Raw genomic sequence first — 23672 nt, 5'->3', positions numbered from 1 at the left:
TGCGATTGCTCCTTTTAATCCGTTAAGATATTCTCTTTCGGCATCACAAATTGCTTGTTCTCCGTCCTGGGCTTAGGCAAACCAAAATAAAAGTAGAGTGTCCTTTGCCGCGCTCCTTTTATTTCGTTCAGCTCGCCCTCCGGACCTAGCCGCGATGCATTGGGACTGATATTGAGTGCGAGTTTAGTCCCCGTGGGGGGAATGGCATCGAGGAATGAGATATTGCCGACTGGGAGATCAGGATGTGGTCTGGCGCCCGACAGAGCATAGAAATCGAACAAGCGCACGAATAAGTTCTCATCTTTACTGGCTATTGTAAACTTCCCTTCCACCGTGTTCATTTCCATCCAGGTCACATCTGCATAATACCCTTTGAACTCCGGATAGATCCAGGGTGCGCTGCCCGTCTGGGTATTATTATTCCTGTTCTCCCATACGTTGTAGGTGGTACCCTGCATTCTGTTCTTCCAGACGCGATAGGGGCCTTTGCCCAGCCATTTCGCCCCGAGTACAAAGTTTTCAGGATAATTAAAGCTGATGCCAGCAAAGGGGTAGCTTCCGTTTAATGAGTATTCGTACTTCATTTCGAGCCAGCCGGAGCTGTACATCTTCCATCTGACAAACTTTAAGTCGCCTGTGTAGCTGGCCTCGACCACGTAGCCGTCGGGTTCTTTGTGGTGCTTCAGTCCGCTGAAAACCCCAGTTCCGCTCACCATCTGCGGTCCACCGGCAAATGAAAGACGGGCACTGTAGTCATTGGCGAGTGCCGACAACTTCCCGTCGAGTTTGCTGAAGGTCACGGCAATGCCGCTCGCCTTGACGGTGACCGTACTGTCGGTCTCTGCAGCAAGCACTTCTCCTGCACTCTTTTGGAGTACCACGCTGTCGAGCAGTTGTTCGTTGTTTCTGATCTTCCACACCCATTTATAGATCTCGTTATTAAAGGGGTCCGTAGCCGTGAATGTTAAGGCATCGTGGTTCCGCCAGTCCGCGGGAAGGTTCAGTTTGATTTCCCCCTTCGCTAAAGGCTTGATGGAAGGCGACATGATTTTCCCTTCCTTTACCACCGCATAGTCTCTGATTGACTCTTCGGCTTTCCTAAAGCGTACCAACTGCCATTTGAAGGAACACTCGCTAAGATTCGTAAAATGATAGCGATTTTCTACCGGGATCTCGCCCTTAAAGCTGGCGGGGAGGCTTTTCATTGTAATATGCACCGGAGAATATATTTCGCGGATCGCGTTGACACTTCCTTCCTTCTCACGATGAGGGCCTACCAGGCCGTCAGGAGCGTTCACGCCGTTCACATCAATGATGCCGTTCTGGTCGGTCCGCACAATCCCTTCATCCACCAGCGACCAGAGGAAGCCTCCAGCCCCTTTTTTTGCATTCCAGTGCAGCTCCCAGATATCCGACAGTCCCGCAGCACCGCCGCCGTCATCCTGGGAATGGAGGAACTCAGTGGGCATGTAAATATTGGTATCAGCCAGGATCTTCTGAGTGCTGTAATAGTCTTCGTAATGGTTACAATCAATCCCATTGAAGGCATTGCCCGGCTTGTGATGGGCATGAATGACCGGACGTGCCGACAGATCGTATTTAGCGTAATGGCTGTCAAGGTCAAAGTTATGACCACCCTCGTTTCCGTTACTCCAGATCAGGATAGAAGGATGGTTCGCATCGCGGATCACCATCTCTTTCACCAGAGGTGCTCCAGCCCTGGTGCTGTAGGCCTTCTGCCAGCCGGCGAGTTCATCAAGAACGTACAGGCCGAGCGAGTCGCAGATATTCAAAAAACTTTTATCGGGAGGATAATGAGAGCAGCGCACCGCGTTCATATTCATTTCCTTTATCAGCTTCACGTCATTGAGGTCGATTTCGGCATTTACGGTCCTGCCCGTTTCGGGCCACCAGACGTGACGGTTCACCCCCTTCATCTTAATCTTGGTGCCATTGAGGTAAATCCCGTCCTGCTTTCTGACCTCGATCGTCCTGAAGCCAAACTTCTCGGCGGTCTGATAGATGGTCTGCCCGCCGTTGCGGAGAGAGATTCTGACCTGGTAGCGGTTGGGCGTTTCAGCTGTCCAGAGGGCAGGATTCTTTACTGTTGTTTGCATCTTCACGACCGAGTCGGCAGTAACAACTGCCTTTGCCGCCCCGGCCACCTTTCCTTTGCTGTCAATAATGTTCGCATACACCTCATGTCCGGGCGTCTGGTTTTTCAAATGAACGTTCATCCGAAACGTTCCATCCGCCCTGGCATCGATGGCGGTCCACTCGATATGCTCTTTAGGATAGGCCTCCAGATACACGGGGCGGAAGATACCTCCGAATATCCAATAGTCAGCGAGCCGCTCTGCATTATTCACCGACTGGTCAGAAGACATCTTGCTCACCGTCACCTCAAGATCATTGGCAGCGCCGAACTTCAATTTATCATTCAGCAGGTACTTAAAGCGGTAAAACGAACCCTGGTGAAGCGGACCGGCTGCGCGCCCATTTATCTTTACCTCTGTATCGGTCATAGATCCCTCAAAGACAATATATACGTCTTTATCGCGCCAGTCAGCGGGCACGGTAAAGGAATGGCGATATATACCTTTCTCGTCTTCAAAGCGGAAGTTCTTGCCGTAGGTGACATAGTCCCGGCCGTAATTATAGGCGCCAAAGCCCTGTTGTTCCCAATGAGAAGGGACTTCAATCTTTGACCAGATACCGCTTCTCCGGCCGCCGGTACACCAGAAATCCCAGGTCACAGTATGGCGATTATCCGTGCCACTGAGATACTGCACTTGTTTTAAACTGTTCGGATTTTCCTGTGCGAACGTAACAGCCGGATGCACGGCTCCCCAAAAAGCGATAACACAGGCGAGTTTCTTTACATAATTATTAAAAGTGATCATGGCAACCTTTAGTACGATACGTCAATTTTTACTTCTTCGGTTAATTTCAGCTTTGCCCAGTTTAATATAGACCGGCTGGTCTCTGTCGCAGGTAATGTGTGTGCCATCATAGCGGAGCTCGCCGACTTGTATAAGGCTCCTTTTGGCGTCAAAAGAGCCCTCAGGAGCTGGACGGTCAATGCGCCGTCCCGGATGGGTGAAGTAGAACACGTAGGCCCGGCCACCACTCACCACCACATCGGCATGCCCTCCGATGGCCTGATCTTCAGCTCCCCTGCCCGGAAGTGCCAGTATTTTCTCTTCCTGCCTTTGCCAGTTCTTCAGATCCAGAGATGAATAGAAGACCATTCCTGCCCAGGTATCCACCAGCATCCAGTATCTGTCTTTCCAGAAAAACACCTTCGGGCCCTCTCCCCTTTCACCGACTGCTTTACCCTTGTCTTCCCAATTGTACAGGTCCTTGCTGTCGGCGTAATAAATAGATTTCCGGTCGCGTTCGTTATTGTACCACATCCTCCAGGTACCATCGGGAAGAGAGAACACAGTAGCATCAATGACCTTGTCGGAAGCCAGCTGAACTTTAGACTGGAAGGCCCAGTTCTTCAGATCTTTGCTGGTGAGATGGAGGATGTACCGCGGATGATTCCAGTCGTTAAAAATTCCGGGCACATAGGTGAGGTACATATGGTATAGTCCATTGTGCTCCATGATCTCAGGTGCCCAGAAGGTTGCTCCGGGATCAGGATGATACTGGATGTTGGCCGTGTCGAGATATTTCCATGTAGCACCTCCGTCGGCCGATTCCGCGATACCGATCCTGGTGCCATGGACCCAGGCCACGCCCCCGGCATCGGTGGCACTTGCACGCCTGTTCGTATAAAACATCCACCATTTTTTCACGCCTTTATTCCAGGCAACGACGGGATCAGCAGCGCCATCGTATACGGGATCTCTGAACAATGGCTTGTCGGCCAGCTTCCCTGCGGGCACCTGGGCCAGCAGAAAAACGGGGAATAGCAGTCCGGCCAGAAGGGCCGGAAGAATATTTTCCAGTTTCATTATATAATGTCAGTTTTCAAAGTTCTCACCTTTTCGTTTCACAAGCTGCTCAAAGGGAATCACCTCTGCTCGCTTTGCCCATTCTTCATATAGTGAGGTCAATTCCTTCACTTTCTCAGGATACTTCTGACTCAGGTCGCGCAGCTCAGAGCGATCATTTTCCATATCGTATAAGAACCATTTATTCTCCGGGAACTCGGATACCAGTTTCCACTGGCCCTTCCTCACTGCGCGATTGCCCTCATGTTCAAAGAATAACGCATCATGGCCCTGCCATTTAGCCCTTTTAAACAAAGGCACCAGGCTGAGACCCTCCGTTGGCTTAATTGTGTTCTGGTGGTACACCGCGGGATAAGGAGTATGGGCCAAATCGAGGCAGGTATTCATGAGATCGATGATATGACCGGGCTGCTGCGATACAGTACCCGGCTTTACAATCGAGGGGCCGTATGCGATAAAAGGAGTAGCGGTGCCGCCTTCATATTCCCAATGTTTGAACAAGCGGAATGGGGTGTTGCTGACATTGGCGCCAGAAAACCCGTAAGAGGTAAAAGAAGAAGGATCGGAAGAGGGCCTTGTGCCGGCTTCCAGAATTGCAGGAAGGAATCCGTTTCCTTTGATGCTTTCACTGCTTCCGCCATTATCAGAGAGGAACATGATCACCGTGTTATCAGCCTCACCCATCTCCTTCAGCTGCTTTCTCAGGCGCCCGATATTCTGGTCCATGCGGTCGATCATGGCTGCGTACACCGCCATTTTCTCGTCCCAGTCTGCTTTCTCCTTATCGGTTAGTGAATCCCAGGCAGGAACATGAGGGTCGGGAGGAGAAAGAGGGGTGCCCTTAGGCACAACGCCGAGCCGGATCATTCGTGTGAGCCGCTCTTCCCTTAGCTTCTGCCATCCTTTCATAAATTTCCCTTTGTACCGGGCGATGTCTTCCGGGAGCGCGTGGAGCGGCCAGTGAGGCGCCTGATAGGCGAGGTACAGAAAGAACGGCTTTCCGCTGCCTTTACTTTCTTTTATAAAACGGATCGCATAATCAGTATAAGCATCTGTGGAATAATAGCCGTCGGATGGAGTAAAAGGGGTGTCATCAAGCGCCAGGGTGAGTTTTTGATTGGGCCGGTAGGGATACAGGCCAAAATAACTGGAGGCACCATCTATGAGACCGAAGTACCGGTCGAACCCTCTCTTCCTGGGCCAGTGGTCCTGTGCCTGCCCGACATGCCATTTACCCGCCATAAAGGTGTTGTAGCCACCTTCTTTCAGGGCCTCTGCTATTGTAACACAGTTGTTGTTCAAATATCCCTGGTAAGCGGGCTGCGGACGGGTATTCATCATATCTCCAACTCCCGCCTGGTGCTGATATAGTCCGGTTAATAAAGACGCGCGGGTAGGACAGCAGCGGGAGGCATTATAAAACTGCGTCATGCGCAGGCCCCGCTGAGCCATCTCATCAAGATTGGGAGTCATTGCATCACCGCCAAAACAACCGATATCAGAATAGCCCATATCGTCCGCGAGAATAATGATGATATTCGGCGATTTCTTCTGTGCCCGGAGGGAGCAGGTCAGCAGTAAAAGAGCGAATAGCGCGGGGATAAGTTTTTTAAGCATTAGGGTCAGTTTTGACGTAAATGTAAGAGGATTGGATTTGCCTTCTGTCCTGAGCTGTCATGGGAACCGGATGTAAAACGAGATCAGTTACCGTCGGGCTTGATGACTGAGATCTGTGGACTGAGCGGCCAGTTCCAGGAATCCAAAGGATCAGGCTGAGACGGATCAAACGAGCGGAAACGCTCCTTTAACTCCTTCGCCAGACCCGGAACCTGTTTGCAGACACCCAGTGCGACACAGCGGGCAAGCTCGTAAGCGCCGTAGGGGGTAAAGTGGGTGTTATCCTCCAGTTTCTGTGTTTGCCCGGGGAAAGTATTGGCCGGGTAGTGAACGAATGCTTTCAGGGAAAGCTCCGGCCCCCATGCTTCATATAGTGTCTTACTCATTGCGTTAAGATCGACGACGGGCACACCGTCTTCTTTTCCCACCTGTCTGACAGCTTCCGGATAGTCGCCCAGTGTGTTAATTATCCTGTTTTGCTCATCGAAATTACGGCGGTGCATAGAAGTAACCAGCACCGGAATTCCGCCCTTTTTCCTTACTTCTGAGATATACGACTTCAGCTCCTGCTTATAGGTGGTGAAAGGATCAAGATGGTTGCCGCCGGGTTTCTGGTCGTTGTGCGCGAACTCAATGAAGAGATAGTCGCCCTTTTTCATCTGAGCGAGGATCTTTGCTAGCCGGTTTTCGCGCTTGAAGGCCTTCAAAGTCTCCCCTGATTCGGCGTAATTTGCGACTACGACACGGGAAGGCTTGAAGAAGGCCGGAATCATCTGCCCCCAGGCAGCATAAGGCTCTTCTGCCTGGTCGACAACCGTTGAGTTTCCGGCCAGAAATACCGTTGTCACGTTTGCGTCTGCCGCACTGATCTCCAGTCCACCCACATTGGGCTGCTCGCCGTTGAATTCGATGGTCAGGTTATTATCCCAGTGAAAGTAGCTTTGTTCCCTGGGCTTCAGCTTCACCAGATCAGAGCTTCCTGCAATAGCCGGCGTTCGGACGTGTACCAGAAAACTCGTCTTCAATATTTCGCCCGTATTACTTTTCAGCTTCTCCAGCATTAAGCGCCTGTTTTCCACCCGAACCGTCTGAGAAGACTGGCCTTGTGTATCGCCGAGATACAGCGTGAGACGGTAGTTCCCTTCCGGTACTTTCACGGAAAAATAAAAGGGGCGGCTGCCCGTAACAAAATCAGCAGAAAGGGCATTTCGATCCTTTCTGCTGACATCACGAAGACCAGAAGTGTCAAGGAAGCCGTAGCCTCTGTCATCGGAAAAAAGCATCTGATGCCGTACTGCAGTGTAACCGGCAGCAACTGGTCCGGAGCCAAAATCAAATTTTCGGGAAACCTGAGAAAAGAGAAGATTCCCGGCGTTCATCCCCAGTAGCATTGCAATCGGGATAACTGTCTTAAGCAGGGTTTTCAATGCAACCTATAATTTTAACGTCCCGGAAGACCTTTCTATCTCCCGGGACATTATGTGATTACCAGCCTGGATTCTGCATATTTTGCTTCTCCTCAGGCGTGAGTGCCTTCCCGTTCGATTTGATTGCATCGAGGAAGCTCTGAGGAATCGGCCGCAGATAGTGCTTTTCCTGCGGCTTCGCTTCATCATTGAAGACTGTGGCCCGTTTGATAAGCGTTTTCGTGCGCGCCAGATCCTCCCACCTCAGGAGCTCACCCATCAGTTCTCTCGAACGTTCGTTGAGGATAAAGTTCAGGAACTTTTCAGACTCTGAACTTGCGCCAACCTTATCGTAAAACTCATGTGTGGAGTTAAAGATTTCGTTGACCGAACTAATGTGCATACTGGAAAGAGTACTGGCGGTAGTAACTGGAATGTTATTTGACTCAAAATACGTATTTCGGTCAGAATAAGACACAAAGGCCGCTGTATTTGCCGCCGTATTATTTTTATAGGCAACTCCGCCATCTACGTAGAATGAGCGGTCCTCACCTTCTTTATAGGCTGCGCGGTCGCGAAGGGCGTTGATGTAAGGCAGAGCCTGATCATACTTACCGAGGCGACCATACGCTTCGGCGGCCATTAGGTAGGTATCAGCCAAGCGCGCCAGAATTCCATCCCGTTGTCCAAACTGACTTGCTACATCTGTCCTTGAACCGTCCATGTACTTGGAGAGAGCGACCCAGGCAGAAACAACTTTTGCATCGGTAGAACTGATGTATCCAAAGTTACCATGTGCCCCTGTCAGAGATTCGTTTTCGCCGCTGAAATAACGCACGTACATCTGAGGAGCACGATAATTGAGATTAGCAGGAGTATACCGCGTATCGCCCGCGTTATTGACAATGTAAAGAACCGCTTCCTGGCCTCCTGTAAACTTTGGCTGGCCAGATAAACCAGCGTTTGGTGCATATTGGGCTGTCCATTTTGGAGCAGTACTTGGATTGTTACATATATACCGCGTTTTAAAGCTCTTCCAGAAACGAGAGTCGTTCACCCGGTCGTACACGTCTATGGCATAATTGGTAGTTCTCAGGCGCTGGAACTCTCTGCCTCCAGCGATATCGCGGCGCATACCAGGCAACGTCTGGTAGATGGAAGGGAAGTACAAATGCATCTGGTTCCCATACCGTCCCTTTGTAGCGGTATTATCAGAAAACTGTGCCGATAATATAATTTCGGGAAGTGTTTCATTCGCGCTGTTTGGACCCGTATAGTTCCAGAGATCGCTGAAATTGTTTGCCAGACGGTGGGGACTATTTTTAATCACATCGTCAGCATACTTTATTGCATTTTCGAGATCTGACTGTTTGGTAGCGCTGTTCCAGTCATTATATAACTCACTAGCCCTAAAGAGGTAAGCCTTGGCAAGGAAGTGTGCGGCAGCCCATTTTGTTATTCTGCCCACCTGAGCGGGTTGAGAAGGCAATAACTCGTAGGCTTTTGTAAAGTCGGCAATGATCTGTTCGTACACCTCCTGCGCAGAGTTACGGGGAAATTCGAAACCTGGGGAAGTTGACTGGGTAAGTTTAAGCGGGACCCCTCCAAATTGCTTGACCAGCTTAAAATAGTCAAAAGCCCGCATGAAGTACCCTTCGCCCAATCTTGTATTCTTATTGGGGTCTTCTCCGTAAAATTTGGGGACATTTTCTATGACGATGTTGGCGGAATTGATATTGCCATACATATTGTCCCAGACACTTGCCGCATGAGCGATTTGAGAGTTCAGGTTAGCATCATAGCTATTCCACATCTGCATACCTCGGTCGCCTCCGACAGCAAACTCATCTACACCATAATTGGTAGTAGTATAGGCCCACTCGTAGTTAAAGTGAAAACGGAGGCTTTGGTACATTCCGGTGACAAGCCCGTCAAGCCCCTCCTTTGTTTCAAAATCCTGGGTACTCCTTGCAGTGATGAGGTCCTCCCCCAGAAAATCCTTGTTACAAGCGGTCTGTGAGATTAAAACTGAAGCAACAAAAACGCTTTTATATATGGTCTTAATAATATTTTTCATGATCATTTTCATTAAATCGTTACACATATTAGAATCCCACATTTAGTCCGAAGACGATTCCGCGGTTAAAAGTTGAGCCGCCAAGATCCGGATCGATCCAATCAATCTTTGAGTAAATGAGACCCGGGTTTAACGCCTGTGCATAGATCTTGACATTCGACAAATGAAGTTTGTTACTGAACGACTTTGGCAGGTTATACCCCAGGGAGGCATTTCTAAGCTTGATAAACGAAGCTTCCTGATAATTCATAGCACTTTTGAACGGATCGCCCGAAGCGTTGGTATAGTCAGGGGCCGGATAGCTGTTTGTGGGATTATTGGGAGTCCAGTAGTCAAGTTTTCTTTGGGCAAAACGTCCCTGCAGCGACTCAGCACCTGTGGCAATAGAGAATCCCCAGCGGGCGTAAAGGAAGAACGAAAGTTCCCAATTCTTGTAGTTGAATGTATTTGTTAACCCAGCATTCCAGTTCGGATTACTATGGCCAACTATCTTTCTGTCGTGATTCGCATCGATCTTGAAATCGCCGTTCAAATCAGCCGGCTTTATTTGTCCGGCTTTAAATTTGTGACCGCCGAGTGTGTTAAACTTGTCCATAAGGGCCTTGTCTTCATCCGTATTCTGCCATATGCCTGCTTTGACGTAATCGTAATAGACGCCCAGTCTCTCACCTATGAACCAGTTGTTTGCTATCACATCTTCTTTTCCATTAGATAACTCGTCAATCCTGTCTTTACTTGCCGAAAAATTGAGTGTCGAAGACCAGTTGAAGTTGTTGGTTTTAATATTTACGGTGTTCAGGCTTAAATCGATCCCTCTGTTAGAAGTATTACCCACGTTGGCCAGGGTCTTCACATATCCGTTCACTGAGGGAATAGCCATGTCCATTAAGAGATCACTCGTCTTTGACCTATACACATCAATTGTTCCACCAAGCCGTCCATTGAATAAATCAAAGTCAACACCCAGGTTCCACTGAGTAGTGTGCTCCCAACCTAATTCATAATTGGGCATTCCTATGATGTCATTAGCCGAAAGAGATGGATCTGAAGACACGTAACCGGGTTCCACGGTGCTTCCCCATGTATAGTAAAGGGTCGACAGCGGCCCCTTTGTCGTGTATGACTCCACAGCGGCATTTCCTGTACTTCCGTATCCAAGCCGAAGTTTTAACATGTTAATCCAGGAAATTGGCTTGATAAAGCTTTCCTGATCCATGCGCCATGCCAGAGCGACAGAGGGAAAGAAGTCCCATTTGTGCCCTTCTGCAAGTTGTGAGGCACCGTCCCACCGGAATGAAGTGGTCAAAAGATATTTATTATTAAATCCATAGTTAAAACGTCCCATCCATGAAGTGAGAGAGGACTCCAGCAAGCCAGAACCAAAGGAATACAAATTGCTTACAGAGTTTAGGCTGTACCATTTCTGGCTGGTCCATGGAAGGTTCCGGGCAACCATGTCTGAGCTTTCCTGACGGTTGGATGAAGAACTTTGCAGTAGCGTTAGGCCCATATTATGTTTGCCGTAGGTGCGATCGAAGTAAAGCAGATGGTCCAGCGTCCAGGCGGTCCTATCCTGGTGATGCAACTGCGCTTCATTGTAAGAGCCTGCCTCCCCACCACCGGTATTAATAGACATCGCATCGGTCCAGATGCCGTTCCGTCTGTTGTAAAAATCCGGACCAAAATTAACACGGTATTTCAGGCCCTCGAGCAGTCTTACCTCGGCATAGAGACTTCCCAAGGTGCGGAGGACCTTTCGCTCATTGATGTTGTATTGATCTTCACCAATTGGATTGAGGATATTAATGTCGCCTCCGGGCAGGTTAATCCTCTTTCCCTCGTCGTCAAAGGGGACTGCATAGGGCAACATGCCTTGAGCTGCGAAATAAAGGTTTCCGGGTCCGGTAACTTTGTTGGTTTGAAAGCCGTAATTCTGCAGTCCGTATGTGGTGGTAACGTTTCCTCCGAAGGAGAACCACTTAACGGGAGTTACGTCAACGCTGAACTTACCGGTAAAACGCTTGTAGTCCTGGCCGAGCTGCGTGCCATCCTGTTTCAAAAAGCCGAATGACCCATAGCCTTTCAGCTTTTCAGTTCCACCGCTGGCGCTTATAGTATGATCCTGAGTGATACCTGTCTTCAACGTCATACCGGTCCAGTCCGTGGTGGGTACCAGGCTCCCGTCCCAGGTGCCGTTCTGCCACCCTTTCACGACATTACGCCATGCATAAGGATCCTTAGCAAAGATACCGGAGTCTAGCGCTCTTGTTGGATTGAAAAAGCCGTAAGCGTCCCTTCTGAACTTGATGTATTCTGCTGAATTCATCATTTCCGTACGGTCATACATCTTTTCAATAGTAGTGGTCCCTACATAGTTTAAAGAAAGAGCTCCGTTCTTTCCCCTTTTAGTGGTAACAAGCACAACTCCGTTGGCGCCTCTCGACCCGTATATAGCAGTTGCTGAAGCATCTTTAAGAATATCGATCTTTTCTATATCGTTTGGATTGATAGCTTCAATTCCTCCCGCAGATAAGGGAATTCCATCTACAACATACAGAGGATTACTACTGGCGGTAAGGGATCTCACTCCCCGTATGAACACTTTACCCACTTCACCGGGCCGCTCATTAGAAGTAATGTCAACTCCCGCTGCCTTTCCCTGAATGGCTTGCAGTGCATTCTGCACTGGACGGGACCTAATTTGCTCGGCGCCAACGCTGGCAACAGCCCCAGTGACGTCGGACTTCTTCACAATATTATACCCCACTACTACTACCTCATCAAGCGCCTTTACATCTTCTTTTAACTGGACGTCTATTTTAGTCCGCCCGGAAAGCGCTATCTCCTGGGTAGTGAACCCAAGGTAGCTTACAACGAGAGTACCGCTCGCATTGGCAGCGGGGATGCGCAGGGAATAATTACCGGTGACGCCCGAAACGACTCCAATATTGGTACCTTTAATTTTAACACTCACCCCGGGGAGCGGCTCGCCCTTAGCGTCCGTGATTTTCCCGGTAACCACGACGTCCGCCATGAGCAGAGCATTCTTCATCTTGCTAAGAACGATTTGTTCATTAATGACGTCGTAGCGGATTCCGATTGGCGTTAAAAGCTGGTTGAGTACCTGTGAGAGGACCTCTCCCTCGGCGTTAATCGATACCTCCTGTTTTAGATCGATCACATTTTTACTATAGACGAACTTAACATCGGAAGTTCTTTCGATTTGCATCAATACCTCCTGCAACGAGGAGTTGAGACTGTTGATGCGTACCGTATTATTCAGTACCCCCTGGGCTTTACCAGAGCCGGCATAGGCCACGCCGGAAAGGACAAATAATACGACCAAGTGACTTAACGTAATTCTCATAATGTACAACAAGTCTTTGGGGAGTTGTAAACAAAATTTCATACTTTTAATCGTTTTATTTCTTGAGAAATGAGACAATAAATTACCGGGTGCATCTATTCATGCACCTTATCCTACTAGGTTGGTTAAGGAGTGCGCCCACACTTCTTAACCTTCTTCTGAAAAACTTCTGATTTTGTCTGCGGCTATGTCATCTTTTTAGTTTTATAACTGGTTTCTGGTTAATTTTTATTGATAATAATTTTATTGTCGCCTGTTATCTGGTAATTCACATCGAGCGACCGGCTGATCATCTCCAGGATAACAGGAAGGCTTTGGCCTGAAAAATCGGCTTTCAACGTATAAAGCTGAAGTTCTTCGTCGTTGGCCGAAATGTCGACGTTGAATTTTTTGTTCAGTACAGAGATCACCTGGGGCAGAGGGGCGTTATCAAACGCTACACTCTTCCTTGCCCATATCTTTAAATCACCTTCAGTCACTTCTTCTTCTGCGAGCGTGTGGCTTGCGGTACTGTATACAGCCTTTTGCTTTGGTAAGATCACAAGGCCCCGGACCGTCTCAGCCTTTTTGTCAGGAAGATACACCAGTACCTTGCCGGAAACAACGGACACTTCAGCGGGCATCGTGCTATCATATGCTTTAACGTTAAAGCTCGTCCCTAATACACGAGTATGCAGCTCGCCCGCGTGGACAATAAAAGGGCGGGAGACATCATGAACGACATCAAAAAAGCACTCGCCTTCTAAATTCACTTCCCGGTACTTATCTCCCGGCTTGCTAAGATAGTGAAGGGATGACGACGGTTTAAGCCATATACTGCTTCCGTCAGGCAGCACGCAGCGTTTCAGCGCCTGAGAAGCATTAGTAAAGACCAGTCTCCCGGACCGGGTCGCATTTACTCTCTTTTCAAAGGATCTAAGACCAGGGAAAAAGTAAAAGCCGGCTAGCAGTACGACAAAAACAAGAGCCGCAGCTGACAGAACAGCTGACAAGGTATAGGCGCCTGATTTCTTCTTTTTTTGTGGGAGCTTAGCGTAACCGGCCTTCATTCGGACCTTCTCAAGCATCTTAAACCGCAAATCTTCTTGTTCCTTCAGAGCCATTGACTCAACAGGGTTGACCGCATCGTCAAAAGATGCGTACCATCGCAGGATCACCTCCTCCTCTTCTTTTGTGCACTCCTGCCTTAAGTATTTATCGATCAGTTCCGTTGAGATCCTTGTTCTCATAGCGATTACGCAAAGATTATAATCAGTTAATAGTAAAGTGAGATGAAGCGGCCCGATCCCCTACTCTGTTATAAAAAAGTTTTTTTATAACAGGAACTAGCGAATGCAGGTAAGTGTGATGAAGAGCAGGACGTTTAGGTACCGGAGGTGCAGACGCAGCGTACGCAGCGCCTTTGTAAGATGGTTCTCGACCGTCTTTTCGGATATTCCCAAAAAGCTGGCTATCTCCTTATTTGTTTTGTATTGCTTTCTGCTTAGCTCAAATACAGAACGACACTTCTGAGGGAGTCGGCGGAGGCCCTGATCGAGATTTCGCTCCAGGTCATTTAAGTATATACGGTCTTCAGTGCTGGTATCTCCGCTTATAGGACCGCCCAGGACAAAGTCTTCGTAAGTCTTCCGGTTATCCTGCTTTCTGAAGTAAGCAAATACCAGATACCTGATCGAACTGTATAGATAGTTTTGAAGTGATGTGTGAATAACAAGAGAATCGCGCTTTGTCCACAAGCTGGTGAAAAGGTCCTGTACGATTTCTTCGGCCGCCTCCTTTATTCTCAGGCGTTTGAAGGCGCTGGCATATAGCTCTGCCCAATATCTGTTGTAAAGCTCTTCAAATGCAGCTTCATCACCATTCCGAAATAACTCTAAAAGCTCTTCGTCGGATATTTTCTTTAACCGTCTCATCATCTCACCTCTTCCGGGCAAATTCAACGGACACGGATCGCATCCAATTGAAGGTTTATAACAATGTGGTTAAATTAAGCGCTATACTGACACTTATGCAACCTGCACTGTCCTGCTACCATTCTATTGCTGTGCTGATATTAGAAAATGAGAGCTACCTAAGGACGTCGTACCCTTGAAGACAGGTCAAAAAAAAACAGAAAAAACAGAAAGATATCGGCTTCTTCTCCCCTCTCCTACAAAAGGAAAACTGTCATACTCCTTGGTCCATGCGCACCAAGGACGAGCGACTGCTCAATGTCAGCGGTCTTCGACGGACCTGCAATAAAAGCTCCAAAGCCTGGATTTGAGCTCTGTTCATGAAGATAAGCCTCATGCATAGTAGCAACAATAGCAGCTTTATTAAGTACCAGGGCTAAATGCTGCGTGATGAATGGGAGGGCACGTTGCATCATGTTCGTCTCAGGCAGCCACATAGAGCCGTTTTCAGCCACGCCAAATTCAGCCTTTAATATAGCGAGGTCTACGTCACGAAGAGAGTGGGGATCAGCATCGTCCAGTCCTATTTGGGCGACATCAGACAGCTCGGCATACGAACTTACCGTCCTCCCTAAGGTCGGGAAGAGGCTCCTGATCTGTTCCTTTATTTCATCGAAATCCCGAACCTCGAGCACCCGACTGCCTATCGTTATTGCAATGTTCTTAAATTTTTCGCACAAATCCCCTTGAAAGTTCCGGGGAGCCGATACATCGGGAAGGGGAACAAGGCTCGGCTGATTTGCCTTAACTGCTGCCAATATATTTTCTCTCTGCGACATCGCTATCGGTATAAACTGAGACTCGTTATTTTATCTTTTCCTATTTTTCGCGTACCATTCTCTAAAGGAATGCTCAGGCGCCTGGGGCATCTCTCTTTCCTTGTACCATGGGTTCAGTTTATTATTGGTAACGAAAGGCACGTTCCTCATTGTCCATCTTCCAATCTTTCCTGCTAGAGAATAAACAACAGGACGACCGAATACCTGAGCCATAACTTTCATTCCAGCAGCTTTAGAGCCCGCTACGTATCCTTCTTTTACAAGAACCTGCCTCCATTTATAAAGCTGTTCGTGTATATTGATCTTTACGGGGCACACATTCGAACACGACCCGCATAAAGTTGAAGCGAAAGGAAGATCAGCAAAGTCTTTCATATTGAGATTCGGAGCCAGAATAGATCCGATGGGGCCGCTGATCACAGAATGGTAACTGTGTCCTCCGCTCCTCCGGTAGACCGGACAGGTGTTCATGCAGGACCCGCAACGGATACACTTCAGGGAATTTCTAAAATCCTCCCTTCCGAGCTGCCTGCTTCTTCCGTTATCTACTAAAATAAGATGCATTTCCTGCCCGGGTCTCGGGCTCTTAAAATGGCTTGAATAGGTGGTAATAGGCTGGCCTGTGGCGCTTCTTGTCAATAACCTCAGGAAAACGCCCAAATGTTGCCGTTCGGGAATGATCTTTTCTATTCCCATGCTAGCGATATGAACATCGGAGAGATGAGCTCCCATGTCTGCATTTCCTTCGTTGGTACAAACCACGAACTCACCCGTTTCCGCGACAGCAAAGTTGACACCCGTAAGCGCCACCTTCCGCGTCAGGAAGGTCTCTCGCAAATGTTGTCGGGCGGCTTCTGTGAGCACCTGCGGATCAGACTCTCCGGCCTCGGTTCCCAGGTGCTTATGGAAGAGGTCGCCGATCTCTTCTTTTTTCTTGTGGATGCAGGGAAGCACGATATGGCTGGGAGGTTCCTCTCCAAGTTGCACGATCCGCTCGCCAAGGTCTGAGTCAACTACTTCTATACCCTTATCTGAAAGATACTCGTTCAACTGGCATTCCTCAGTGAGCATTGACTTACTCTTTACCATTCTGTTGACGCCGTGGCGGCTAAGTATGTCATGAACGATCCGGTTGTGCTCGTCTCCGTCTGCCGCCCAGTGCACGACTATCCCGTTTGCCTTCGCGTTACCCTCGAACTGTTCCAGGTACTCACTTAGATTAGACAAAACATTGTTTTTTATGGCGGAAGCAGTATCGCGCAACCATTCCCACTCCGGAACGGAGTGTACAGCCTTATCCCGTTTCTGCCGGATAAACCACAGCGTCTCATCATGCCAGTCTACCCTGCTTTCGTCAACATTAAAAGCAGCAGATAAGGCCGAATGATCCAGCCCTCGGGGATCTTTGTGGTCTCTTGGTGCTTCAGCCATAACCCTAATATCTTTCCTTTATAACGTCATTAGAAATCTTGCTATTCAATATTTCTGCGATATGTATCACTTTCAGATTACTCTTCTGACGCTTGAGAATTCCCTCCATATGCATAAGACAGGAAAGATCAGCGCCAGTGATATACTCAGCACCGTTTCGCATGTGGTCTGCCACCCGATCCTTTCCCATCTTAGCCGACACTGCTTCTTCGAACACGCAAAACGTGCCGCCAAATCCACAGCATTCGTCCACCCTGTCTAGTGATATCAATTCAATTCCCTCTACCAAGCCCAGTAACTGTTCGGGCTTGGAAAATGGAGGCGCTACAAGCTCGCTCATCTGAGAGAGGTGAAGGCCTCTCAGTCCGTGACAGCTTTGGTGCAAACCGACTTTATAGGGAAACCTTGCATCGAGGCGCTTTACCTGTAGAACATCCGTCAGAAACTCAACAAGCTCAAACACCCGTGATCGCAGCTTTCGGGCTTCCTCAGGATTAGTTTTCGAATGGAGATGGTCTTTCAGATGAAGGGAGCAGCTCCCGGATGGAACTACAACATATTCAAACTCGCGGAAGCTTTCAATGAAAAGGTCGTCACATCCTGCGGTCAGATGAGAGAAGCCTGAGTTCGCCATCGGCTGGCCACAACAGGTTTGCCGTTCAGGATAGACCACCGTAACGCCTAATTTCTCAAGCAGCTCCAGGGTGGCAATCCCGGCCTGGGGATAAAACTGATCTACATAACACGGAACGAACAGCCCGACGGTCATATTGCAATCTCTGAGGCAGAATAAAATTTCAGGTCAATAATATTGGCCGGTATTGGCTGCTTGTTCCAGTATTTATGAATCGCCAGAGCCGCCCCGATTGAAGTGGCCTGCGCCACAGAGGCCGCATAAACCTCCATTTCAGGAAAGGCTGAAGCTAATAAATTCATATAAATGGAATTCTTGCTAAACCCGCCATCAACAAATATACGATTTACCGAAGCTCCTTCAAGTACGAGACTTGTAGCTTTTGTCTGGAGTTTAAGCAAATCAAGGATCAGCTGATAATATGCTTCTTCAGCGGAAACAAATAATGAAAGATCCCTGCTCGCAAAAGCCGAAGCGATCAGGTTACTATTATTTTTCAACACTCCCGTCCCCTCGCTGCCTCCACGCAGTTTCCCGGCGAGTAAAGGATTAAATTTTAACTTCTGATAGAAAGTGGGAGATACGTCGAAATGGGATGCAATCCGTTTCGTTTGCTGCTCATGCTCGCTTCCTGCAAATAAACGCGAGGCCTTAACAGGTACCCTCTTGTAGCTAATGTAACTCAGACAGTCGTTATTGAGTTCTTCAACCGTAAGCGGGCTTGAATTGAATGCATTTAAGCTGATGCACCAGGTTCCGGTAGACAACAGCACAAAGGGCTCATGAAAACTTGAAATAAATGGAATAAAAGCCGCTGAGCTATCATGAAGCCCCACGCCTACAAATCTTTGCTTTCCTGCGACATTTACCTCGAGAGCAGAATCTGAAGGGAATACCGGTGGAAGCTTCTGCATGATGCCCTCTTTCGAAACCCATTCATGATAATCATTCTTGCGGAAGTCCCATAGCCCGGTATGGCACCCTATGCTGGTAATGTCGGCATAAGGTGCGCCTGTAAGCAGGTAGCTTAAGTACTGGGGAAGATGGAGTGAATAGCTTACTTTATCAAAAACCTCAGGCTTTTCGTATTTGAGTCTGTAAAGCTGCATCCCGGAGTTGAGATTGCCGAGGACTGGCGATGCGGTCTCCGTAGCAATCTTGACTTCACCGCCATATAGATCATAAAACTGTCTTTTCAGGTGCTCGGGATAGGGCTTCAAATAATTATAAAGTGGCGTCAGGGGCTTACCATTCTCGTCCAAATGAACAAAGCTTGCTCCATACGACGAAAAGTTGATGGCTCTTATGTCAAACTTACTGAGCTTTTCCAGCTCTTCCACGGTATCGTGTACCCAGGAGGTGAGCATTCGCAAATCATCACAGGGATCTCCGTCCTCATCGGCTGTTTCTTCAAAGCACGAAGTCCTTTCTAAAACAATATTGTATCGCTCGTCAAATAAGAATACTTTCTTGTTTGTCTTTCCTACATCAAATATTGCTATTACGGGTATGGCCATTTTTAATTCTTTATCGGTATACAGAGGCGCAAGCCAAGTTGCTCCGCCTCTGTAAGAACCTTTATAGTCCTGTTGCTACTGTTTTTAATCCTCTTTCTCCGATAAGTGCTTCTCTAACCTTTAGCTCCCTGAACAATTGCACAGGATTTAAAGCAGCGTTTCCGCGAAGACGCGCTTCAGCAACCAGCGGTCTAACGTCTGTACGGAAAGCATTTTGCAATATTTCCTGACACCGAACTACGTCATTTTCCTGCCTAGCTTCTTCCAAAGCTTTTACGTCAACAAGAAGTGCCTGAGCGTATGCCATCATAATGGCCTCAACCGATTGCAATAAGTCCTCCAGAGGATCCTTCACGTTATGAGAAGCGTCAATCATCCAGCCCAGACCGGTGGCGTGGTCAATACCCTTCGCATCCATTCCAGCCACTAATTCGTTAAATATCAGGAACAGCTGATAAGGCTTGATACTACCCGCAGTGAGATCGTCGTCACCATATTTAGAGTCATTAAAATGGAATCCACCCAATTTGCCTTCCATTAACAAGAGAGATACGATCTGCTCGATGTTGGCATTAGGTAAGTGGTGGCCTAAATCAACAAGCGTGTAGGCTTTAGAACCGAGCTTGTTTGCGTACAATAACGATTGCCCCCAGTCACCCACAGTTGTAGAATAGAAATTGGGTTCAAATGCTTTATATTCGACAAACATCTTCCAGTCGTCTGGAAGTGCCTGATACACCTCCTGTAAGCTTTCTAATGTATTTTCAAACGCTTTCCTGAAGTTAAGCTGGCCAGGAAAGCATGACCCGTCTGAAAGCCAAACAGTCAAAGAATCAGAGCCCAGCTCTTTCCCGTATTTAATCACTTCTATGTTATGCTCCACGGCCTGCTTTCTTACAGCCCGGTCAACGTGCTGCATGGAGCCGAACTTATAGCTGTGTTCCTGGTTGGGCTGATCCTGAAAAGTATTAGAATTCATGGCATCGAAACGCAGTCCATACTGAGAAGCCAGCACTTTTATCGCCTGTGCATCCTGGGGAATATCCCAAGGAATGTGAAGAGAAATTGCGCCACTTGACTGATTTAGCTGATGCAGAAGCCCAATGTCCTCCATCTTCTCTTCCAGGCTTCTTGGTTCTCCACCGCCGGAGAACCGGCCGAACCTGGTGCCACCAGTTCCTAACGCCCAGCTCGGTATTGCAATCTGAAACTTAACAAGTTTTTCAATGATCCCTTCAACGCCTGGAATGTCCTGTGATACAAATTCAAATTTTCTTTGATGGCTTGCAGCTAATCTGCTGTTGTGCTCCTCAATCTGATACCTCTCGATTTTCATTAGAATTATTTTGTTTTTTAAACTGCAACAAAGCTCTCAGAACTTCCGCCGCTCATCGCGGTAAATGAGCACCCGCGGTACTCCTGATCGCCTCATTATTTACTATTAATAGAATACCCCGCGGCGACCTACGGGTCGCGCCGGGTATTTTTATTCTCACCTTACAAAAGCCATGGCCACTCCCCCGTCTACATTCAGAACGTTCCCCGTCGACTTGTTCATCAGGCCTCCCACAAGGGCATAGCAGGCGTTCGCAATATCCTCAGGGAGGATGATCTGATTTAACAGAGTACGTTTGGCATAGTAAGCCGGCAGCTCGGCGACTGTCACTCCATAAGCCTTTGCCCGGCCTTCAGCCCAGCCACTTTCCCATATTTTACTATCCGATATTACGGCATCCGGATTGACCACATTAACACGTATTCCGTCCGGGCCCAGCTCGGCAGCGTTCAGTCTGCTTAAGTGCAGCTGAGCAGCTTTTGCAGATCCGTACCCTGCGTTATTCGGTCCTGACACCAGTGCGTTTTTACTTACGATGTTCAGAACGTCACCTCCCAGTCCCTGTTTCCTCATTATTTCAATTCCTTTCTGGGTAACCAGAAATTGCCCTTTTACCAGGACGTCGTATAAGATATCCCAATCTTTCTCGGTGTGATCCTCTATTGGCTTAGATATAGACAGCCCTGCACAGTTCACTACGATATCTATCCCGCCGAAGGCGAGAGCCGCTTCTTCATAAGCAGCACTGATTTTTTCAGTATTGGTCACGTCGAGCACAACAGCAGCAAAAGCGTCCTTGCCATAACCAGAATGAAAGTCGGCCTTTGCCTTTTCAAGGCGCTCTGCATCATTATCATTAATGACCACACAGGCGCCTTCATCCGCAAACTTTTTGGCTATTGCTTTTCCTATTCCGCCCGCACTCCCTGTAACGAGGGCTATTCTGCCCGACAGCGCCTTTGGTTTAGGCATACGCTGTAGCTTAGCTTCTTCAAGCAGCCAGTATTCGATGTCAAAGGCTTCCTGGCGCGGCAACGAAGTGTACTCTGACACAGCTTCCGCCCCCTTCATCACGTTGATTGCATTGATATAAAATTCCGCCGCTACCCGGGCGGTCTGCTTATCCTTCGAAAAAGTGAACATCCCGATACCCGGGTACAAAACAACCACAGGGTTAGGATCACGCATTGCCGGACTATTGTCGTGTCTACAGGATTCATAATAGTCTCCGTACATCTTCCTATAGCTTTCGAATGCCGGGGCAAGTCTCTCTTTCAGGCTCTTAACATCAGAAAGATCTGATTCAGGGTCAAGATCGAGTACCAGCGGACTTATCTTGGTACGAAGAAAATGGTCAGGGCAACTTGTCCCAAGAGGAGCAAGACGGTTAAGATCGTTCGAATTAATAAACTCCAGTACACGTACATCATCGGTAAAATGACCGACCATGTGACGCTCGCTGGAGCAAAAACCTCTCAACACCGGAGCAATACGAGCCGCCTGCTTCCTGCGTACCTCCTGCGAAGGGCTCTCAATTTTCTGACCGCCGAAGACTAATCCTTTCTTTCCAAAGTTCTGCTCCAGATATTCGGCACAGGCCTCAATCACTTCCAGACTGTTAACATAACATTCATAAGCGGTATCGCCCCAGGTGAATAAACCGTGAGAGCCGAGCATAATTCCCCTGATACCCGGATTCTCGTCCAGGCAACGACGTAACTGTAAACCCAGATCAAAACCAGGTCGCTGCCAGTCAACCCAGCCTATCGTCCCTTCAAACAGGTCCTCTGTGATCTTTCTGCCGTCCCTGGCTGCGGCAATTGCGATGGCCGCGTCGGGGTGCAGGTGATCTATGTGCTTAAACGGCAAAAAACCGTGCAAGGGTGTATCAATTGACGGGGCTTTTGACTTCAGATCATAAATGCAATGGTTGAAAAGTTCCACCATTTCGTCCTCATGATCTAGCCCCCGGTACACGTTCTCAAGATTACGCAGGCGGTCTACATAAAGGCCCGCGAGTCCGCTCCTTTTTAATGTTCCAATATCACCTCCTGAGCCCTTGATCCACATGACTTCTGTCTCAGCAGCGGTTAACGGATCTTTCTCAAAAGTTTTGCAGGATGTGTTTCCTCCTCCGTAATTGGTTAAACGAAGATCTGCCCCAAGCAGATTTGAACGATATAAAAGCAATGCCACCTCATCTCCTTCCAGACGTGCGGCCTCTGCCTCATTCCACAAATAATTTACGTGTTTGAAATCTGTTACAATAGACATATGTTTTGAGTTTGTTGAGTTACTTTAGGGAGTTCCCATAGCCGACCACAAATACGGAAAGGACGATCAGCAGGATGCCACCCAGCACCGTGAGATAAGTCTTCCGGCTTACCGCTTTCCATTCCTTAAGCACCAATCCCCATACGTTGGCAATAAGAATAATGAAAGCCATGTGAAGGATCCAGGAGCTTGGGCCGTTCCCCAAACGGCTTTCTCCCATCCCATAAAAGAAAAATTGTAAAAACCAGGTTGTACCTGCAAGAGCAGAGAAAATAACATTGCGAAGGATCGGCGTGTTTTTGTTTGTATAATCACCAAACGTCTTATTGCGGGCGTTTAAAATCATACACCAGATCAGATTCGTGGTGAGTCCTCCCCATAGTATCACCACATAGGTCACATTATTTTGAAACAAAAATTCGCCCTGTCCGGGATGCGCGGTTTTCCATAGCTCATTGGCTACTTCAGCCATAGGCTTGCCTGCCTCAAGACCAAAATTAAAGCACGCACTTAACACACCCGAAACGATTGAAACGAAGAGACCAAGACCGATCTTAAATTCCGTACTCACCTCACCCGTACTTCCCTGCCTCAACTCCTTCTCCTTCATGGTGCCGGCTTTACCACAAACGATAATCCCCAGGATACAGATTATGATGCCGAGAATGACCATCTGCCCCCACGACGTACTTAACAAAACGGTAAGAGAATCCTTTCCTTCCTGCGGAAATATATCATAATAAATAGAGGGAATCAGAGAACCAAAAACCGAGCAAAGACCCAGGATAACTGAGCTCCCAAGTGATACCCCCAGATATCTTACCCCCAGACCATAGGTTAAGCCCCCAATGCCCCATAACAGACCGAACAAATAAGTGATCCAAAGGATATTACTATCTGTTGCCTTTATAATATTCCAGAAATCGGGAATAGTGAGCGCTGCTGCAACAGGAGGAACGATTAACCAGGAGAAAATACCTCCTACAATCCAATAGCTCTCCCATGCCCAACCCTTTACTTTTTTATAAGGAATGTAGAAACTACCCGAGGCAAATCCGCCGATAAAGTGAAAAATTACACCGAAAATTACTTGCATTGATTAGGAACTTATAATAGTTGTTACCGGGCTAAAATAAAGAAGGCGACGATCACATCTGTCATGCACTGTCATGGCTTTAGCTCAATGCAGAGAGATAAATAAGAACCGAAGCATTTGCCTAATTGACAACCACTTAGAACAACTAAAATAAAAAACCAGAGGCGATTTATGGCACCGACTAAAGGATAAAGCATGAGGGCTAGTACTTCAGCCAGACCAGA

General features: G+C 48.1%; 15 protein-coding genes. All 15 read right to left on the bottom strand.

Features of this window, described 5'->3' with window-relative positions:
• Positions 1-14: 14 nt before the first annotated feature.
• The 15 genes from ACES2C_RS09045 to rhaT all read right to left on the bottom strand — a co-directional run bounded on the left by ACES2C_RS09045 (position 15) and on the right by rhaT (position 23448).
• Positions 15-2903: a glycoside hydrolase family 2 TIM barrel-domain containing protein gene (locus ACES2C_RS09045; RefSeq protein WP_374166623.1), complete on the bottom strand. Its 2889-nt coding sequence runs from the start codon at positions 2901-2903 to the stop codon at positions 15-17.
• Between the two features lie 21 nt (positions 2904-2924).
• The gene (locus ACES2C_RS09040) at positions 2925-3962 is read right to left on the bottom strand and encodes a family 43 glycosylhydrolase (protein WP_374166622.1); all 1038 of its coding nucleotides are present in this window, start codon (positions 3960-3962) and stop codon (positions 2925-2927) included.
• Positions 3963-3971: 9 nt separating this feature from the next.
• The gene (locus tag ACES2C_RS09035; RefSeq protein WP_374166621.1) at positions 3972-5579 is read right to left on the bottom strand and encodes an arylsulfatase; all 1608 of its coding nucleotides are present in this window, start codon (positions 5577-5579) and stop codon (positions 3972-3974) included.
• An 83-nt stretch (positions 5580-5662) separates the two neighbouring features.
• On the bottom strand, positions 5663-7006 hold the full coding sequence (locus ACES2C_RS09030; protein WP_374166620.1) for a rhamnogalacturonan acetylesterase: 1344 nt from the start codon (positions 7004-7006) through the stop codon (positions 5663-5665).
• Positions 7007-7064: 58 nt separating this feature from the next.
• Positions 7065-9062, bottom strand: a complete 1998-nt coding sequence (locus tag ACES2C_RS09025; protein ID WP_374166619.1) for a RagB/SusD family nutrient uptake outer membrane protein — start codon at positions 9060-9062, stop codon at positions 7065-7067.
• Positions 9063-9090: 28 nt separating this feature from the next.
• A complete protein-coding gene (locus ACES2C_RS09020) occupies positions 9091-12429 on the bottom strand; it encodes a TonB-dependent receptor (RefSeq protein ID WP_374166618.1) in 3339 nt (1112 codons plus the stop codon).
• A gap of 221 nt (positions 12430-12650) precedes the next feature.
• Positions 12651-13658 carry a FecR family protein gene (locus tag ACES2C_RS09015; RefSeq protein WP_374166617.1) on the bottom strand — a complete coding sequence of 336 codons (1008 nt, stop codon included), beginning with the start codon at positions 13656-13658 and terminating at the stop codon, positions 12651-12653.
• A 96-nt stretch (positions 13659-13754) separates the two neighbouring features.
• Positions 13755-14345 carry an RNA polymerase sigma-70 factor gene (locus ACES2C_RS09010; RefSeq protein ID WP_374166616.1) on the bottom strand — a complete coding sequence of 197 codons (591 nt, stop codon included), beginning with the start codon at positions 14343-14345 and terminating at the stop codon, positions 13755-13757.
• A 233-nt stretch (positions 14346-14578) separates the two neighbouring features.
• The gene (locus tag ACES2C_RS09005) at positions 14579-15160 is read right to left on the bottom strand and encodes a lactate utilization protein C (protein ID WP_374166615.1); all 582 of its coding nucleotides are present in this window, start codon (positions 15158-15160) and stop codon (positions 14579-14581) included.
• A 30-nt stretch (positions 15161-15190) separates the two neighbouring features.
• Positions 15191-16591, bottom strand: a complete 1401-nt coding sequence (locus ACES2C_RS09000; protein ID WP_374166614.1) for a lactate utilization protein B — start codon at positions 16589-16591, stop codon at positions 15191-15193.
• A 4-nt stretch (positions 16592-16595) separates the two neighbouring features.
• Positions 16596-17360, bottom strand: a complete 765-nt coding sequence (locus ACES2C_RS08995) for a (Fe-S)-binding protein (protein ID WP_374166613.1) — start codon at positions 17358-17360, stop codon at positions 16596-16598.
• Positions 17357-18742 carry an FGGY-family carbohydrate kinase gene (locus tag ACES2C_RS08990; RefSeq protein ID WP_374166612.1) on the bottom strand — a complete coding sequence of 462 codons (1386 nt, stop codon included), beginning with the start codon at positions 18740-18742 and terminating at the stop codon, positions 17357-17359. Before ACES2C_RS08990 ends, ACES2C_RS08995 begins: the two co-directional genes overlap by 4 nt.
• 61 nt (positions 18743-18803) lie before the next feature.
• Positions 18804-20078, bottom strand: coding sequence for a sugar isomerase (locus tag ACES2C_RS08985; RefSeq protein WP_374166611.1), 1275 nt, complete (start codon positions 20076-20078; stop codon positions 18804-18806).
• Positions 20079-20234: 156 nt separating this feature from the next.
• Positions 20235-22352: a bifunctional aldolase/short-chain dehydrogenase gene (locus ACES2C_RS08980; protein ID WP_374166610.1), complete on the bottom strand. Its 2118-nt coding sequence runs from the start codon at positions 22350-22352 to the stop codon at positions 20235-20237.
• Positions 22353-22371: 19 nt separating this feature from the next.
• Positions 22372-23448, bottom strand: coding sequence for an L-rhamnose/proton symporter RhaT (rhaT, locus tag ACES2C_RS08975; protein ID WP_374166609.1), 1077 nt, complete (start codon positions 23446-23448; stop codon positions 22372-22374).
• Between the last annotated feature and the right edge of the window lie 224 nt (positions 23449-23672).

It is taken from the genome of Arcticibacter sp. MXS-1 (assembly GCF_041902385.1).
Taxonomy (GTDB): Bacteria; Bacteroidota; Bacteroidia; order Sphingobacteriales; family Sphingobacteriaceae; genus Arcticibacter.
The sequence above is the reverse complement of the archived record's forward strand: the minus strand, read 5'-3'. Positions and strand labels throughout refer to the sequence as shown.

Excerpts from the sequence above, each read along its gene's own strand:
- ACES2C_RS09045 (WP_374166623.1), bottom strand. The coding sequence starts at position 2,903 with ATGATCACTTTTAATAATTATGTAAAGAAACTCGCCTGTGTTATCGCT.
- ACES2C_RS09040 (WP_374166622.1), bottom strand. The coding sequence starts at position 3,962 with ATGAAACTGGAAAATATTCTTCCGGCCCTTCTGGCCGGACTGCTATTC.
- ACES2C_RS09035 (WP_374166621.1), bottom strand. The coding sequence starts at position 5,579 with ATGCTTAAAAAACTTATCCCCGCGCTATTCGCTCTTTTACTGCTGACC.
- ACES2C_RS09025 (WP_374166619.1), bottom strand. The coding sequence starts at position 9,062 with ATGAAAAATATTATTAAGACCATATATAAAAGCGTTTTTGTTGCTTCA.
- ACES2C_RS09020 (WP_374166618.1), bottom strand. The coding sequence starts at position 12,429 with ATGAGAATTACGTTAAGTCACTTGGTCGTATTATTTGTCCTTTCCGGC.
- ACES2C_RS09015 (WP_374166617.1), bottom strand. The coding sequence starts at position 13,658 with ATGAGAACAAGGATCTCAACGGAACTGATCGATAAATACTTAAGGCAG.
- ACES2C_RS09010 (WP_374166616.1), bottom strand. The coding sequence starts at position 14,345 with ATGATGAGACGGTTAAAGAAAATATCCGACGAAGAGCTTTTAGAGTTA.
- ACES2C_RS09005 (WP_374166615.1), bottom strand. The coding sequence starts at position 15,160 with ATGTCGCAGAGAGAAAATATATTGGCAGCAGTTAAGGCAAATCAGCCG.
- ACES2C_RS09000 (WP_374166614.1), bottom strand. The coding sequence starts at position 16,591 with ATGGCTGAAGCACCAAGAGACCACAAAGATCCCCGAGGGCTGGATCAT.
- ACES2C_RS08995 (WP_374166613.1), bottom strand. The coding sequence starts at position 17,360 with ATGACCGTCGGGCTGTTCGTTCCGTGTTATGTAGATCAGTTTTATCCC.
- ACES2C_RS08990 (WP_374166612.1), bottom strand. The coding sequence starts at position 18,742 with ATGGCCATACCCGTAATAGCAATATTTGATGTAGGAAAGACAAACAAG.
- ACES2C_RS08985 (WP_374166611.1), bottom strand. The coding sequence starts at position 20,078 with ATGAAAATCGAGAGGTATCAGATTGAGGAGCACAACAGCAGATTAGCT.
- ACES2C_RS08980 (WP_374166610.1), bottom strand. The coding sequence starts at position 22,352 with ATGTCTATTGTAACAGATTTCAAACACGTAAATTATTTGTGGAATGAG.
- rhaT (WP_374166609.1), bottom strand. The coding sequence starts at position 23,448 with ATGCAAGTAATTTTCGGTGTAATTTTTCACTTTATCGGCGGATTTGCC.